The organism is Acinetobacter sp. V110_1 (assembly GCF_031798975.1).
GTDB classification, from domain to species: domain Bacteria; phylum Pseudomonadota; class Gammaproteobacteria; order Pseudomonadales; family Moraxellaceae; genus Acinetobacter; species Acinetobacter nosocomialis_A.
This window is the reverse complement of sequence record NZ_JAVQNN010000028.1, coordinates 20,534-35,700: the sequence shown is the minus strand read 5'-3', so window position 1 is coordinate 35,700 and position 15,167 is coordinate 20,534. Positions and strand designations below refer to the sequence as shown.

Annotated in this window: 14 protein-coding genes, 2 tRNA genes and 1 other RNA gene; 10 read left to right on the top strand and 7 right to left on the bottom strand. The window is 38.8% G+C overall.

All coding sequences use genetic code 11. The annotated features are described in order from the left end of the window. Nucleotides 1–73: 73 nt before the first annotated feature. The 4 genes from RMA95_RS10760 to RMA95_RS10745 all read right to left on the bottom strand — a co-directional run bounded on the left by RMA95_RS10760 (nucleotide 74) and on the right by RMA95_RS10745 (nucleotide 3,291). Nucleotides 74–148, bottom strand: a tRNA-Gln gene (locus RMA95_RS10760). Beyond that, a complete protein-coding gene (ispE, locus tag RMA95_RS10755) occupies nucleotides 147–980 on the bottom strand; it encodes a 4-(cytidine 5'-diphospho)-2-C-methyl-D-erythritol kinase (protein WP_311070480.1) in 834 nt (277 codons plus the stop codon). The genes RMA95_RS10760 and ispE overlap by 2 nt, the downstream gene beginning before the upstream one ends. A gap of 18 nt (nucleotides 981–998) precedes the next feature. Next, complete coding sequence (lolB, locus tag RMA95_RS10750; protein WP_304591776.1) at nucleotides 999–1,577, bottom strand: lipoprotein insertase outer membrane protein LolB; 579 nt, start codon at nucleotides 1,575–1,577, stop codon at nucleotides 999–1,001. Nucleotides 1,578–1,581: 4 nt separating this feature from the next. Continuing rightward, complete coding sequence (locus tag RMA95_RS10745; RefSeq protein ID WP_263613062.1) at nucleotides 1,582–3,291, bottom strand: tetratricopeptide repeat protein; 1,710 nt, start codon at nucleotides 3,289–3,291, stop codon at nucleotides 1,582–1,584. An 88-nt stretch (nucleotides 3,292–3,379) separates the two neighbouring features. Between RMA95_RS10745 and hemA the strand changes: the two genes are divergently transcribed. Continuing rightward, complete coding sequence (hemA, locus tag RMA95_RS10740) at nucleotides 3,380–4,663, top strand: glutamyl-tRNA reductase (protein WP_263613063.1); 1,284 nt, start codon at nucleotides 3,380–3,382, stop codon at nucleotides 4,661–4,663. On the opposite strand, the gene RMA95_RS10735 is transcribed toward hemA, so the two are convergent. Continuing rightward, nucleotides 4,660–6,525, bottom strand: a complete 1,866-nt coding sequence (locus tag RMA95_RS10735; RefSeq protein WP_311070479.1) for a DNA primase — start codon at nucleotides 6,523–6,525, stop codon at nucleotides 4,660–4,662. The genes hemA and RMA95_RS10735 overlap by 4 nt on opposite strands. A gap of 158 nt (nucleotides 6,526–6,683) precedes the next feature. Further along, nucleotides 6,684–7,805 carry an outer membrane protein assembly factor BamD gene (locus RMA95_RS10730; RefSeq protein ID WP_311070478.1) on the bottom strand — a complete coding sequence of 374 codons (1,122 nt, stop codon included), beginning with the start codon at nucleotides 7,803–7,805 and terminating at the stop codon, nucleotides 6,684–6,686. 71 nt (nucleotides 7,806–7,876) lie between these two features. On the opposite strand from RMA95_RS10730, the gene rluD reads away from it, so the two are divergent. The 4 genes from rluD (at nucleotide 7,877) to RMA95_RS10710 (ending at nucleotide 11,874) form a co-directional block, all read left to right on the top strand. Then, a complete protein-coding gene (gene rluD, locus RMA95_RS10725) occupies nucleotides 7,877–8,929 on the top strand; it encodes a 23S rRNA pseudouridine(1911/1915/1917) synthase RluD (RefSeq protein ID WP_311070476.1) in 1,053 nt (350 codons plus the stop codon). A 10-nt stretch (nucleotides 8,930–8,939) separates the two neighbouring features. Continuing rightward, nucleotides 8,940–9,677, top strand: a complete 738-nt coding sequence (pgeF, locus tag RMA95_RS10720; RefSeq protein WP_311070475.1) for a peptidoglycan editing factor PgeF — start codon at nucleotides 8,940–8,942, stop codon at nucleotides 9,675–9,677. Nucleotides 9,678–9,898: 221 nt separating this feature from the next. Then, nucleotides 9,899–10,450, top strand: a complete 552-nt coding sequence (locus RMA95_RS10715; RefSeq protein WP_311070473.1) for a flavodoxin family protein — start codon at nucleotides 9,899–9,901, stop codon at nucleotides 10,448–10,450. A 152-nt stretch (nucleotides 10,451–10,602) separates the two neighbouring features. Next, a complete protein-coding gene (locus RMA95_RS10710; RefSeq protein ID WP_311070471.1) occupies nucleotides 10,603–11,874 on the top strand; it encodes a hypothetical protein in 1,272 nt (423 codons plus the stop codon). A gap of 51 nt (nucleotides 11,875–11,925) precedes the next feature. On the opposite strand, the gene smpB is transcribed toward RMA95_RS10710, so the two are convergent. Then, nucleotides 11,926–12,402 (bottom strand): SsrA-binding protein SmpB, encoded by a 477-nt coding sequence (gene smpB, locus RMA95_RS10705; RefSeq protein ID WP_263613070.1) that lies wholly within the window; start codon nucleotides 12,400–12,402, stop codon nucleotides 11,926–11,928. A gap of 135 nt (nucleotides 12,403–12,537) precedes the next feature. Here smpB and coaD point away from each other — a divergent pair, with 135 nt between their 5' ends. The 5 genes from coaD (at nucleotide 12,538) to RMA95_RS10680 (ending at nucleotide 15,150) form a co-directional block, all read left to right on the top strand. Next, nucleotides 12,538–13,029, top strand: coding sequence for a pantetheine-phosphate adenylyltransferase (gene coaD / locus RMA95_RS10700; RefSeq protein ID WP_000047853.1), 492 nt, complete (start codon nucleotides 12,538–12,540; stop codon nucleotides 13,027–13,029). 1 nt (nucleotide 13,030) lies between these two features. After that, nucleotides 13,031–13,294 (top strand): YfhL family 4Fe-4S dicluster ferredoxin, encoded by a 264-nt coding sequence (locus tag RMA95_RS10695; protein ID WP_001979799.1) that lies wholly within the window; start codon nucleotides 13,031–13,033, stop codon nucleotides 13,292–13,294. A gap of 27 nt (nucleotides 13,295–13,321) precedes the next feature. Next, nucleotides 13,322–13,676: RNase P RNA component class A (gene rnpB, locus RMA95_RS10690), an RNA gene on the top strand. Between the two features lie 64 nt (nucleotides 13,677–13,740). Next, a tRNA-Met gene (locus RMA95_RS10685) sits at nucleotides 13,741–13,817 on the top strand. A gap of 148 nt (nucleotides 13,818–13,965) precedes the next feature. After that, entirely contained in the window at nucleotides 13,966–15,150 is a 1,185-nt protein-coding gene (locus tag RMA95_RS10680) for a porin (protein WP_311070467.1), read from the top strand. Nucleotides 15,151–15,167: the final 17 nt, after the last annotated feature.

The window sequence follows — 15,167 nt, the reverse complement described above, 5'->3', positions numbered from 1 at the left end:
ACCAACGGATGCCGAGATCAAAACCCGGTGCCTTACCACTTGGCGACGCCCCTAAATTCGATGATATATATGATGGCAGGGGCGGCTGGATTCGAACCAACGGATGGCGAGATCAAAACCCGCTGCCTTACCACTTGGCGACGCCCCTAACTTGCAACTTTAAAATGGTGTAAAGGAGATTCTTTTAAACTATGTACCAAGTAAGCTTTACATGGTGCATGTTTAAGAATGTCATCAACATTCATTTCATCGGTCACTTCAGTGAAAACACAAGCACCTGTACCTGTAAGCTTTGCATGACCAAATTGATCAAGATATTGCATCGCTTCTTCAACTTCGGGGTATAACTTTCTAGCCAAAGGCTCAAAGTTATTTCCAAAATTAGAAGGTTCTAACTGATAGGCGCAAAATTTAGTGGTCTTAGTGTCTCTTGTCAATGTTTTTTGTGAAAAAAGCAATTGAGTGCTGATAAAACAATCAGGTTTTAAAATAATGAACTGTTTTTGATCTAAGTCTATGAATGTTAAATGTTCACCAATACCTTCAGCCCATGCATTTTTACCATAAATAAAAATAGGAACATCGGCACCAAGTTTTACACCATAGTCTGCAAGCTCTGCCTGAGTCAGGCCACATTCCCATAATTGATTTAAAACGATAAGTGTTGTGGCAGCGTTCGAAGAACCTCCGCCTAGACCTGCACCCATTGGAATATTTTTTTCAATTTTGATGTGTAGACCACAGAGCTTTTTTGCATGCGGTTTTAGTATTTGAGCAGCCCGATAAATTAGGTTCTGCTCAAGTTGAACCTCACCTAAACCTTCAATTTGGATTTCATCTTTCTCAATAGGATAAAAAGTCATCCAGTCATATAAATCAATGAGTTGAAAAATGGTCTGTAGTTCATGGTAACCATTTTCACGACGTCCCGTTATATGTAAAAACAGGTTGAGCTTGGCTGGGGAAGGAACTCGAATCATAGATTTATAAAGTTAGGTTTAACGGTTTTGGATAACCATTGTAATACGGTTTTCTTTATCTTCAGCAAGAGGTTGCTTTAAAACCAATTTATTTGGCAAAGTTTGTTCGCCATCATAACTAAAATTAACCGTCCAGCCATCTTCGATGAGTTGGCTCACACGATTTGCATTATCTTTGCTAATTTGGGCATTTAAAGTTGCTGGCTTTGCTAAAATCCAACTGGTTAAATGAGTAATCGGCGCTTGCCAACCAGTAGCACGTTCTAAAAGTTCTTCAGGGGATGCCGCTGTAATAACGCCAGTTTTAGCACTGTTTAAAGTGACTTCACCCGGTTTTCCCTGAATTTGTGTTTTTCCAACACCTAAAATGCCACTTAACTCGATATCGAAATTATCTTGCTGTTGAACCCATGTGAAGAAGGCACTACCACTTTGTTGCGGAGTGCGTACGCCAATTTTACCTTGCAAATTGAAGTGTTTTTCGTCTTGCACTTGGTGGGTAACTGCGGGTTTAGGCTGAGTAAAATGCTGACAACCGGTTAAAAATAACACACTTGATCCACAGATCGCTGTGCACAGTTGGGCAAGTTTGCTCATAAATTTAACTCTTTTTTGCAGATGTAGGTAAAATTAACGCATCAAGCTGGTGTAATTGTGGATCATTCGCGTGTTTTTGTTTCAGTTGTTGTAACACAGCACTAAATTCAGTTAATGATCCTTGCATATACAGTGCCTTAGCGTAACGAATCCCAATATTTATGTTATGACTAAGCTCATAAGCTTTGCCTAAAGCTTCTGCTGCGCCCTCATAATCATTTTGTAAAAATGCGATATAACCTAGCGTATCCAAAATGGAAGCTTGTTCTGGTGCATATTCCAATGCTTGTTCAGCATATTGTCGTGCTTCTTTTAACCTGCGGTTTTGCAAAGCCAGCGTATACGCATAAGCATTCAGATAGGTCGGGCTATTGGGTTCTAATTGCAATAATTGCTTGAGTGTTTTATCGAGTTTATCGCGGTCAGTATAAGGGTCTAATAATAAGACTTCTGCATAGATGAGTTCTGGGTCATCTGGTAAATTTTTGATTGCTTCATCTAATAAATTTAAAGCAGCCTTTTTATTGCCCATTTTCTTTAAAATTTCGGCTTGAGCCTGATAGAGAAAACTTGCATGCTGCGGATAATTAACTCGCTCTTGAGTTAAAAACCGTAAAGCATCGTGTAAATTTTCTTGTTTATCATAGATTGCAATCAAATTACGCCTTGAAACAATATAGAGACTACCATCTACTAAACGGTAATAGGCTTTGGCAGTTTCATAATGCTGTTTCCGTTCAGCATTAATGGCTAAGTAGTAATACGCTTCATTTTGATACTTTGCAGAGTTGCGTAAATCAACCAAATATTGTTCAGCTTTATCATATTGCTTAAGGTCAATACTGGTTAAACCTGCAATGAACAGCGCCTCTTCTGCACGAGGATTACTTTCAATAATTTTTTCTAATTTTTCAAGAGCAAGCTGAGGCTGATTAATCTGAATGAGATAACGTACTTCAGCTAATCGAATATCTAGATTTTTCTTATATTTACGACTGGATTTTGCATACCATTTTAAAGCGCCTTCTTGATCACTTAGGGCAATCAATAGGTTTGCTTTCATCAAGATAAAGCTGGTTACTTTAGGGCGACGGCGTAGTGCACGGTTAATGGTATTTAAAGCAGGTTCTAATTGCCCATTTTGTGCTTCTAGGTTCGCGATAAGCGCTAAAATAGAAGGATTTTCCTTCTCTGCACTTGAACGTAAAGCAGTTAATAAAACTTCTCGATCTTGTGCATTTTCAGGTGCGATACTTGCCAAAATTTGTTCAAGATCGGCAGTTGGATCAATTTTTAAAATTTTATCTAAAGTTTCGGCAGCAAGCTGATATTCATGTGTTTTTAACGCAATATGCGATAGATAAAACAAAGCAGGGACGTCTTTAGGCTCTTGAACCACCCAATGTGTTGCAATATTCAGTGCAGCTTGTAAGTCGTTATATTCAAGTGCAACATCTAAGGCGCGCTGCTTAATTGTTGTTGAGTTGCTTCTAATCGCAAGCACGGTGTAATTGTGTAGTGCTGTAGGAATATCGTCGTAAGCTAAGGCAAATTCAGCGACCATACTCTGTTGTAGAGCCTGATCAAATGAATGCACGGCATAGGTCTCTTGCAACGGACGTGCATAGACATATGAGGACATGCTACCTAACAATAAGAATGTGGTAGAATACTGTCTTATCGAAGCACCGTTAAAATTTATACGGCTATTCATTTGACGCAATTTTTATTGATCCAAAGTAATGCTTTTTATGACACCGATGTTGCACAATAGCATAAATTTAGCGAAATGATGATCTGATATGTCTTTCTTTGCATTGGGTGTCAACCATCAAACAGCTTCTGTAGAACTCCGCGAGCAAATTGCTTTCAATGCAGAGCGATTAAGTACTTTGCTTGCTGAGCAACGTTATCACGAGTCTTTAAAAGACTTGGTGGTTGTCTCAACCTGTAACCGTACAGAAGTCTACGCCATGGCGGAAGATGCCGAAAGCCTTCTGAAATGGTTAGCCGATGCCAATAATATTGATGTAAAGCAGTTAATTCATCATGTTTATCGTTACGAAAATGCTCAAGCCATCACACATTTAATGCGTGTCGCAAGTGGTTTGGATTCACTCATGTTAGGTGAGCCTCAAATTTTAGGGCAGGTGAAAAGTGCTCTAGCATTGTCTAAAGAGGCGCAAACGGTTTCTCCTGAATTAAATAGTGTATTTGAGTATGCTTTTTATGCGGCTAAGCGTGTGCGTTCAGAAACAGCTGTAGGTAGCCATGCGGTTTCAATGGGTTATGCGGTTGCACAATTGGCTTTACAGGTTTTTAGTAAACCTGAAAGACTCACAGTGATGGTGGTTGCAGCAGGTGAAATGAACAGTCTGGTTGCCAAACACTTAGCGGAAATGGGTGTGGCCAAGATTATTATCTGTAACCGTAGCCGTGAGCGTGCCGACCAGTTAGCACAAGAAATTGCCCATCGTGTTGAAGTTGAGATTATTGATTTTTCAGCGTTATCAGAAAATTTATATCGTGCTGATGTTGTTTCAAGTTGTACGGGGAGTTTGCATCAAGTTATTGCATATGCAGATGTCAAAAGTGCATTAAAAAAACGCCGTTATCAGCAAATGTTAATGGTTGATTTAGCTGTACCGCGTGATATTGACCCTAAAGTGGAATCACTTGATGGTGTGTATTTATACGGTGTAGATGATCTACAAAGTGTAATTGATGAAAACTTGGCTCAACGTCGTCAAGCAGCTGTTGAAGCGGAAGTGATGGTGAATCAATTAGCCACTCAACTGATCACACACCAAAAAGTCAAAGAAGCGGGTAGCACCATTCATGCTTATCGCCAACATAGTGAAGAAATTAGTCAACACGAGCTTGCTCATGCGTTAGAAGCTTTGCATCATGGTGGAGATCCAGAGCAAGTTCTACAGCAGTTAGCCCATCGTTTAACGCAAAAGTTAATGCATCCAACATCTATGTTGCTACGTGAAGCTGCTAAAGCAGAAAACCCTGATCATTTCGAATGGCTACAACAGCATTTACAGGATGTATTTGATCATGAGCGAAAACCAAAACGTTAAGACAGCAATCTTAAGCTAATTTGTTTGGTGAGCTCATTGAGTTGTTGTCTTAAGTTTCTTGACTCAACTAATGAAATTTTAGATTTCAGTTTTTGACGTAAATATCTTTCTTGTAAGCCTAACGCATATTCTTTAGCGAGTTTATCAGCAACTTCAGGTGCTTGAGTTAATGCCTGAATATTGGTTCTTTGCATAATATCTGCAATTTCATGGCAATAACTGCTGCACGCACCTAAAACATAATAAGTCGCTAGCTCTTGGTCATCAGGCAACTCATCAAATATACGGTTTAAAATTGCTAATATTTTAGCCAATAATTCATCTTGCGGAATATAAGCCCGCAATCCTTCAAAATGAATATAAAGAAATGGATGGTGCATTAAAATTGCAACAGCAAAGTCTTCATCTTTCGTTTGAATATTAAATGATAACGATGCATCGTGACTAACTTGTGGAGTAAAACGCTTACCTAAACCTAATTTTTCACGGAAAGATTGGGTTAATAGATAACGGAAGGAACCTTGTTTTGGCAATAACTCGGTGAGCTCCCTTAATTCACCCATAACAAGACTCTTGCCTTCAGGCGTACTAATGTCATGTTGACCCGTAAGATGGGCAAAAACAAAATCAGAGAGCAGTGGGGCTTGGTCTAATAGTCTTTGGAAGTTTTCGAGACCTTCACGTCGGATTAGGGAGTCTGGGTCGTGGTCATTAGGCAATACAAAGAACTTAAGCTCACGGCCATCATTTAGGAGGGGTAATGCTATTTCTAAAGTTCGACGTGCTGCTTTTTGACCTGCGATATCACCGTCAAATGCAATGGTAATTCGATTATTTTGCTTAAATAAAATATTAAGGTGTTCAGTATTACTAGCCGTTCCCAAAGTCGCGACAGCACCTGTAATGCCATATTGCTGTAAAGCAATGACATCCATATATCCTTCAACCATTAACCAGTCATTAGACTTTAATTTTCGACCTTCATAGAGACCATAAAGTAATTGGTTTTTATGGAAAACTTCCGAGTCTGGCGAGTTAATGTACTTAGGTTTAATTTCGTCATTGAGTGCACGACCACCAAAGCCAACTACACGGCCCTTAGGGTCTCGAATTGGAAAAATGACACGGTCACGTAAAAGGTCAAAGTCACGACCACTGTCACTTGAACGGATGAGTCCAAGTTGTTTTAAACCATCAATGTCGTAAGGGAAAGCTTTTTCTAAATGTTGCCAGTCTTCTGGAGCATACCCTAAACGCCAGAATTGAATCGTTTGGTCAGTTAAACCACGCTGTTTGAAGTAATTTTTAGCTTTCTGACTTGTTGGTAATTGATGTTCATAAAACTGAGCAACATTTTCCAGTAAGTCATATAAATTACCTTCTTGTACCGGCTCATCAAAACTAAATGGCTGTTCAAACTGTGCAAATGGATCATCAAAATATACTGGTTCAAGCGTATTGTACTGATCATCTATAGGTGCTTGAGCATTTGGTTCTATAACCGTTTTTTGTGGAACGGGTGGCTTAGTAACTTGGCGGGTATAAGACAGTTTTTTATTATCAGTATTATCTTTGGGTAATTCGATTCCCGCATTACTCGATAACTCTTTCATTACATCGATAAAGTTTCGGTTATCAATGTCCATTAAGAAACGGATAGCATTTCCGTTTGCCTGGCAGCCGAAGCAGTGATAGTACTGTTTATCTCGATAAACATGGAAAGAGGGGGTTTTCTCTTGATGAAAAGGGCAACAACCAGAATATGTTCGTCCGGTCTTTTTCAATTTCACACGTTGACCAATCAGATCGACAATATCTGTCCGATCTAGAATCTGATCAATCGTATGCTGTGGAATTGCCATAATTCAGATAACCGTGTTTAAACTAATGATGCGATAGGTCAGATTATTCTGACATGATGAACCGAGATATGCCCGATAAATATTTTACTATTTTATAAAAACAAACAGGCAAGTGATATCACTTGCCTGTTTGTTGGTTATTTTTAAGCTGTTATTGCTTATTGAGCAGCATCATCTGGTTCAGATGAAGAAGCTGCAGGTGCAGTTGTTGCACCTTCTGCTGCTTTTTCTGGTTTATCAAGTAAACCGAAGCTTAAACGGTTAGTCCAACTACGTTCAGTTTTTGGAGTCTCAACGGGTGCCTTTGTTGTTTCTTGAGTTTCTTCTTTGCCAGAATTACCAATTAAACCAAAGCTTACACGGTTAAGTAGACTACGTTTTGGTTCTGTTTCAGTAGTTGTCGTATCTGGTGTTGTAGACTTAGATTCACGGCCGAGAATACCTAAGGTAGCACGGTTAATCCAGTTGCCTTCTTTACGGGCAGCACGCATGTTTACTGTGCCATTTTTATTAACCAGACTAGGATAATTAAGCTTTAACACTTCGATGTATTGTTGTGAAGTTGCCTTATCACCCAACTGGTCATAGCTGTATGCCAAAGTTGCTAGTGCTTCTGGTACTTGAGGTGTTTGTGGATAGTGTTCAATTACCCATTGTGAACGCTCAGCTGCAGCAACCCATGCTTTACGCTTAACGTTAAAACGTGCTGTATTCATTTCACTTTCAGCAAGTTCTTGACCAATAAACTTCATACGCTGTGCTGCATCGACAGAGTATTGGCTACTTGGGAAGCGACGAATCAAATCAACGAAGTTTTGATAAGCAAGTTTTAAATAACTGATGTCACGGTGTGATTGTTGCAAAGACGTGTAACGCAATAAGCTGTCGTAGTTCATCTCCATATTAGATACGCCACGTACATAGTAGGCATAATCTACATTTGGATGCTGAGGATTTAAACGAATAAAGCGTTCAGCTAGAGCAATCGCCCCTTCATAATCTTTTTGTTTAAATTTTGAATAGAGAAGTTCAAGTTGTGCTTGTTGTGCGTATTGTCCAGTTGGATAATAGGTATCAATCGCTTCTAAAGATTTGGCAGCGTCAAGATATTGACCACGATCAAGAGATTTTTGGGCCTTTTCAAAATATGCTTGTTCGCTAGATTGAGGGCCAGTATCGACCACTTCTTTTTTACTTGGATTGCTGCTACAGCCCACAAATGCAGACGCTATACCTAGAGATAAGGCAAGCATCGTAATTTTATAACGTGGTAGCGACATAAAAACTCCTCTGTTATGTTGGGCAATGAGCTACAATTGCGCTATTAAACCACTTTTATCTCAATGATCAAATGACTTCAGCACAATCTTCAAACACAAACTTCTCTGAAACCGACTTCAATTTACTTGAAGATTCTGAGGATGCAGATAACCATACTTCTGATACAACTGCAACACGTTTATCGTTGCAAGTTCAGCTAGATGAAAGCTACTTAGGGCAACGCATCGACCAAGTTGCAGCTATGGTGTGGAGTGAGTTTTCGCGTGAAAAGCTCAAGCAATGGTTGAAGGATGGCCATCTGTTGGTGAATGGTAACATTGTCAAACCTAAGCACCGTTGTGAAGGCACAGAGCTCCTTACACTCGAAGTTGAGCTTGAAGCTCAGACGACGAGTCAACCTGAAAACATTCCACTCAACATTGTTTATGAAGATGACGATATTTTAGTCATTAATAAACCAGTAGGGATGGTGGTACATCCAGGAGCAGGTAATACTTCTGGAACTTTAGTAAATGCTTTGCTTTACCATTCTCCAAAATTAGCGGAACTTTCTCGTGCTGGTTTAGTACATCGTATCGATAAAGACACCAGCGGTTTATTGGTTGTTGCTAAAACATTAGAAGCGCAATTTTCTTTAAGTAAACAATTGGCAAATAAGTCGGTTTATCGTGTATATGACTTGGTTGTTTATGGAAATATTATTGCTGGCGGTACGATTGATGAGCCAATTAAACGCCACCCAGTTGACCGTGTAAAAATGGCGATTTTACCGGGTGGGCGTGATGCAGTGACGCATTACAACGTAAAAGAGCGTTTTAAAGATTTTACTCGAGTTCAAGCGCGTCTTGAAACAGGCCGAACTCATCAGATTCGTGTGCATTTTAGTTATATTGGTTATGGCTTAATTGGTGATCAGGTTTATATGAACCGTGTACGTGTGCCTGCTGGTGCATCTGAATTACTGATTGAAACTTTACGTGGTTTTAAACGCCAAGCATTGCACGCAGCTAAGTTGGGCTTAAAACATCCGCGTACTGGTGAAGAAATGTTATTTGAAGCACCATGGCCTGAAGATTTTACTCAGTTGGTTAATGTGTTACGTTCAGAAAACGCTGCATATTAAGGACATATATATGGAATTTGTTCAAGGTTTACCTCAAGGCGTATTTGTAGGGCAGACACGTGTTCAACATCCTTTGGCTTTGCCAACGGATCAAAACGAATTAACAGGTTTTAATCTTGCTTTACATGTTAAAGATGAAGCTGGTCGCGTTCAGCAGCATCGAATGATGCTGCTAGAAGAGTTTGCTCAGTTTGGCGTTAAGAAAATGACGTGGATGACTCAAACGCATAGTACGATTTGTCATACGGTAAATGAACAAATTCCCTTTACAGCTTTAATTGGCGATGGCTTGGTTACGCAAACCAAAGGTCATGGATTAATGATGATGACAGCCGATTGTTTACCTGTAGTCCTTGGTAATGCTGAGGGCACTGAAGTTGCCAACTTACATGCAGGATGGCGTGGTTTGGCGGGTGGTATTATTGAAAATACAGTTGCTGCGATGCAGAGTCCTCCAACTTGGGCATGGTTAGGGGCGGCGATTAGTCAACCCTGCTTTGAAATTGGAGCCGAAGTAAAAACTGTTTTTTGTAGTAAATATCCTGAACTGGAAACAGCATTTATTGATGGAGCGGCTCCAAATAAATTTCACGCAGATTTATACGCGATTGCTCGTTTTATTTTACAAAGACTTGGTGTTAAGCAAGTTTTAGGTGGCGATCAATGCTCATATCAACAGGGTGATGAGTACTTCTCTTATCGCCGTGATGCTAAAACGGGACGTATGGCAACTTTTGTTTTTATTTAGTTTATAAAAATCGTATTTCATTTTAGAAGTATGATTGTTGTGTTATCACTCTCTTATGTTATTTAGATTTTAAAATGACATAAGAGAGTTTTTTATTTTTGTATTTTCAGTACTTACTAAAATAATTCATTAAAAAGCTGGTCTTTGATATTTATAGATCATGGTTTAGCAAGTTTTAATAAAATGATAAAATACAAAAAATCGCTCAAAAAATTAAGCTTATGTCTTTGCCTGAAAAACATCTCTCAATTGTCTATCACAGCCCCTATGGTCATACCGCAAAGGTAGCGTTTGCTATTGCTGCTGGTGCAGAGGTGATGGGGGTTAAAGTACATGTGATGAATATTGAGCACATTGACTGGGATATTTTAGATGCCTCACAGGGTATTATTTTTGGCTCGCCAACGTATATGGGAAGCGTAACTGCCGATTTTAAAAAGTTTATGGATAGTACATCTAAACGTTGGAAAAATCGTTTATGGCAAGGCAAATTGGCAGCAGGTTTTGCAAATTCAGGTGGTTTGAGTGGTGATAAACTGGCGGTTTTGCAACAGCTTAATATTTTTGCGATGCAGCATGGCATGCTGTGGTCAGGTTTACCTTTAATGACAACAGGTCATACCGAAACCGATTTAAACCGTTTATCAAGCTGTTTAGGTTTAATGACTCAGTCAGATAACGCACCTGTTGAAATCACACCACCGCAAGGTGATTTAGATACCGCTAAATGGTTCGGTGAGTATATTGCTGGATTGCTTCACCGATTGGGTTGAAATAAGTTTTTGATTAAAAATAAATAAATTTTATATTTTATTTTAATTACAAAAAAGTTGTGTCTTTTTTGTTCTTTTTTGATTATTTTTTACCAAATGGTCTATTTGGACAATGATGTCTAAATACTAATAAATAAAAAAACGGAATAATCATGAAAAATTTGTTAACAGCTCTTTGTATAACATGGAGTACTTTGAGCTATGCTAATTTAGAATCTGCGAATCTTATTCCACTAAATGATACAGAACTTTCTAAAGTCGAAGCGCAGGCTTTATTTTCATTTACCTATATCGATCCAAAACAAACTGATGCTTCTATGGCCCAACAAAATATTGGTTTTTATAAATTAGGTTTAGAAGCTGATCTTGAATTAAACGCCAATATTAATAAGTTGCAGTTGGGTTGCGGTGGTGTAAATGGTTTAGCTGGGTGTGATATTGATATTGATAATTTAAGTTTAAGTGGTTTAAGTGATACGAATGATGGCCGAGCTTCTTCTTCTGCTGTTTTCAGTAATCCATTTATTGAATTTGCGATTAAAAATCCAGACAGTGCAGCATTAAGAGAAATTAAAGGTTTTCGTTTAAGTGCAGAAAAAGTGATGGGATTATTGACCCTTGGGCTTGAAAACTCGGAAACACCAAATGGAATTAATAGTTTAAGTGGTTATTTAAAAATTAAAGATACAACTGGCTTAGCATATACTGCAGCTAGAAATATGTCTTATCAAGATACAGGTAAGACAATAGATGGTACTGTTAATGCATGTCTTTTAGTATGCTTGCCTCTAGGATTTAATTCATCTGATTATAATTTACAATTACAACAGACTACTGCGCCTATAGTAATCAATGGACAAGTCATATCTGGTTCAAGAATGAATAATGTCATGCTCAATGGTATTGCAAATATTGATCAACTTAACTTTTCTGGAGATTTGAAAGCATCGATCAATGCGGCATTAGGGCTACTAAATTTACAAAAAAATGTAACGGGTAGTATTACAGGGTTAAGAGCAGCTCTTACGGTTGATCAAAATTTAGGATTTATTCATAAAATTGAGTTAAATAATCCATTCTCTCTTTCTTTACAAGCACAAAAAATATTCTGGCCAGGTGCAGATGCAGCAGCTGAGAGAGGATGGTGGATGGCTTTTGATGATGAAATTGATATTGGAAACGTTACGCCAAGTAAGCAAATTGAAATTACCAATGATGTTTTAAAGCAGGTAGTTGACCCAATTAGTAATTATTTAACAGCAAATCCAGTAAGGTGTAATGTACTTAACTGTTTATTTGGCGAAGATTTAGCGGTGGGAGAAGTGAAATTACCCAATACTATCGTAAATTTTCCATTAAAAGACTTACAACTTAAAAACCAGACTTTTGCACCAAACTGTCATGGTAGTTTGAAATTCTGCTAAATTTAAGATGAAATAAAAAAACCTTTAAAGCGAGCTTTAAAGGTTTTTTTATTATTTATGAAATATACGAGCTTTATCACGTTGCCAGTCACGATCTTTTTCAGTCGCACGTTTGTCATGAAGCTGCTTACCTTTCACAAGCGCAATTTCAAGTTTAACCAGATGACCTTTCCAGTAACATGCTAATGGAACGCATGAATAACCTTTTTGGTTTACTGAACCTGTTAGCTTTTCAAGTTCACGGCGAGATAATAATAATTTACGTGTACGTGTAGCTTCCGGCACGATATGTGTAGATGCAGAAAGGAGCGGTTGAATTTGTGCACCAAATAAGAATGCTTCACCGTTTTTAAAAATGACATAACTTTCTGTCAAACTCATACGACCAGCACGTAAAGACTTTACTTCCCAGCCGAGTAAAGACATGCCAGCTTCAAATTTTTCTTCGATAAAATAATCATGACGGGCACGTTTATTTTGTGCGATGGTTCCGCCATTATGTTTTTTAACTACTGTTGCTTTCGCCATAATTCAAACTTCCACAATTGTCCCTATTGTGCCGTAAACTGATGCCAAGGTGAAGTTTTTTCCCACATATCAATATTTCGCCTCATGTATAACTTTTGCTAAAATAGGCGCACAATACAATTAGAGTACTAGCGGATGTCTAAAACGCGTGTAATTTATCCTGGAACATTTGACCCTATCACAAATGGGCACGTTGATTTAGTTACTAGAGCATCAAGAATGTTTGATGAGGTCGTAGTAGCTATTGCAATTGGACATCATAAAAATCCTTTGTTCAGTCTAGAAGAAAGAGTTGCACTGGCACAATCATCATTAGGCCATCTATCAAATGTTGAGTTTGTAGGTTTTGATGGTTTATTGGTTAATTTTTTCAAAGAGCAAAAGGCTACAGCAGTACTTCGCGGTTTAAGAGCAGTATCTGATTTTGAATATGAGTTTCAATTGGCTAATATGAACCGCCAGTTGGACCCACATTTTGAAGCAGTGTTTTTAACACCTTCTGAACAGTATTCTTTTATTTCTTCGACGTTGATTCGAGAAATTGCACGCTTAAAAGGTGATGTAACCAAGTTTGTTCCGCAAGCTGTGGTTGAAGCTTTTGAACGTAAACATCAACAAGGTTGGTAACGTGTCGTTATATATCACCGATGAGTGCATAAACTGTGATGTTTGTGAACCAGTTTGCCCAAATGAAGCTATTTTTATGGGCGAAGTGATTTATGAAATCAATCCGGATTTATGTACAGAGTGCGTTGGTCACCATGACCAGCCACAGTGCCAATTATTTTGTCCAGTAGACTGTATTCCAAAAGATCCGCAGCATGAGGAAACGGAAGAACAGTTACTCGACAAATATAAAAGACTAATTGCTCAAAAAAGCACAAGCAATTAGTCAATAAATTTGTTAATATGCGCCCTCGAAGTGAGCCGGATGGTCGCTGCTGTGGAGGTCTCCGTGACTGAAGCAGGAGAGGAAAGTCCGGGCTTCATAGGGCAGGGTGCCAGGTAACGCCTGGGCGGTGAAAGCCGACGGAAAGTGCAGCAGAGAGTAGACCGCCTCATTCGTGAGGTAAGGGTGAAAGGGTGCGGTAAGAGCGCACCGCGTGTCTGGTAACAGTTCACGGCATGGCAAACCCCACCAGAAGCAAGACCAAATAGGAATCCTAGGTGCGGCCCGTACTGGATTCGGGTAGGTCGCTTGAGCGTATGAGTGATTGTACGCCTAGAGGAATGACCATCCTCGACAGAACCCGGCTTATAGGCTCACTTCACCTCATTTTATTTAAAATTTTTCTTGACGCGCGGTAAAGAAGCTAAGATAATGCGCGCACAGTTTACGGCTATGTAGCTCAGTTGGTTAGAGCACCGCACTCATAATGCGGGGGTCACAAGTTCAAGTCTCGTCATAGCCACCATTTTACAGACCACGCTCCTGCGTGGTCTTTTTTTATGCTTATTTTTTGATTAAACACAGTTTGTAAAGACCGACTTCATAGTTCTGGCATTGTTTGTCTAACTCAATTTCTTCATGTTCTTATAACACTTAACAAGGATGTTGAAGACATGAAAAGGTCATTATTATTTTTAGGAATTCTAAGTTTAACTGCTGGAGCACAAGTCTCTGCAGCTGATTTGAGTTGGGGTGATCCAACTTTAGATTCGGGGCAATTTAAAGTGTCTGGTGCAGTACGTTCTCGCTATTTACATAAGGACTATGTAGTTGGGGCGAATGAAGGTTCCCAAAATGATGACTGGCGACTCACAGATATTAAATTAGTGTTGGGTTATGAAAATCCAGATTGGATTGCGGGTCTAGATGCCCGTTGTTATCAATATGATCGCTTGTGTGATGCGATTTTTCTAAAAAAAGCTTGGGTAGGTTATAAGTTATCTGACCAACAAAGAGTCACGGTAGGTTTGCAGCCTGTTGATTTTGGTTTTGGAGAGTTTTGGGGAAGTAGTTATTACGAGACTCTTTTAAATACGGTTAGTTTAGAAGATATCGATAATTTGGGGATTAAATATAAATTTGCAGATGACAAATACAATTTGACCTTAGGTTTCTATCCAACTGATGGAGGAAATTATAAGGGGGCATCAAAAGACTCAAGTCGATATAGCGGAAATTTTGTCGAAGCTGATGATTTGGCTACTGGGACTAATATTAAAGAAAAGAATATGTGGATTGCTCGAGCATCTAGAAAATTTGAACTGGATAAGTCTCAAAACTTTTCGACTGAGCTAGGTGGGTCAGTTTGGTACTCCGATTTGGAAAATAAAAGAACAAACGAAGATGGACACCGTAAGTCATGGAACGTTTTTGCTCAAACGCAATATCAAGCATGGCAATGGATGTTCTTAGTAGGTAAGCAAGATGTCACGAATGGGGATGATTTATTTCCTAATAGTTCAACGATTGGTGCATTTGATTATCCGTATCAAGTCGCTAATAAAGGTAAATATTTAGTAAATGAAATTAATTACACCTTTGCTCAGCCATTTCATCAACTTACCAATATTAAGCCTTATATCTCTCATAGCCGCTTTTTCAAAGATGAGGATGGCTATAAAGACTCTGAACGCTTAATAGCAGGGATTTATTTTAATTACAAAGCCATTGGTATTCAGGGTGAATATATTATGAGTAAAAATGACCCAATGGTGGGTGGTGGGGCAAATGGTCTTGCACAAGGTAGTAGCAATGACTGGGATAAATTATTTTATCTTTCAATTGGATATTATTTCTAAAGTTTAAAAGCAAACTA